Below are 720 nucleotides of genomic sequence, written 5' to 3' on the forward strand. Positions count from 1 at the left end.
AACCACCTGATAGTCATCCAAATCTGCAATCCAAACCGGAGAGGGCAGAGCACCTCCCTGTACACCCCCGCACAAGAATTTGTCGTACCGGCCTTCATCTTGTCGGCCTAAGCGATGCAAAGTTGCCAGGGCATAGGGTTTGTTGAAATCTTCCTCGCCGCTGCAGACTACGATCCTGCAGTTGGCATCCACCGCTTGCGGCCATTTATCCCTCTGAACCTGGCCAGCACTTCTTGGGCTATCGGGGTTAATGGCCTGCTTGGTTAGAGTCTTGAGAGCGTCAAAGAAGTTGCCCAGGCGCTTTTGGAAAAGCTTCTGAAACCCGGCCACCGACTCCGCCAGCTTCCAAAAGGCATCCTCCGACCTGGGAATTAGGGTAGAGCCGCGCCACCAGGGAGCCCGCTCCCGGTTCTGGCGGGAGTAGCAGGGTCTTCTAGCTCCTTGACCCACACCTCCCAGATGGAACATCATCCAGGTGAGGTTAGTAAAGAGCCTTTTCACCGCCTCCTGCTCTGCTTGGGAAGCGTAATTTTGGCACTCGCTAGAAAAACTCAAGACAAGGATCCCTTCCTGTTGGCCTGCGGCTTCTCTTCGCTGATTGGGCTCCGGCCGAGAGACTTTGCCGTTCAGCAAATCCACATGGATCCAGCCGTGTTTCTGCTCGGGGGTGATGGAGCCAAACAGTTGTCCTTCCCACTTCTGACCCTGAACAACCGGCAA

Annotated in this window: 1 pseudogene; it reads right to left on the bottom strand. The window is 55.6% G+C overall.

From position 1 onward, the window contains the following. Positions 1–720: pseudogene (locus tag NW838_RS07740) on the bottom strand (type III-B CRISPR module RAMP protein Cmr6); the annotation flags it as partial.

It is taken from the genome of Synechococcus sp. R55.2 (assembly GCF_047462075.1).
In the GTDB taxonomy this organism is placed as follows: domain Bacteria; phylum Cyanobacteriota; class Cyanobacteriia; order Thermostichales; family Thermostichaceae; genus Thermostichus.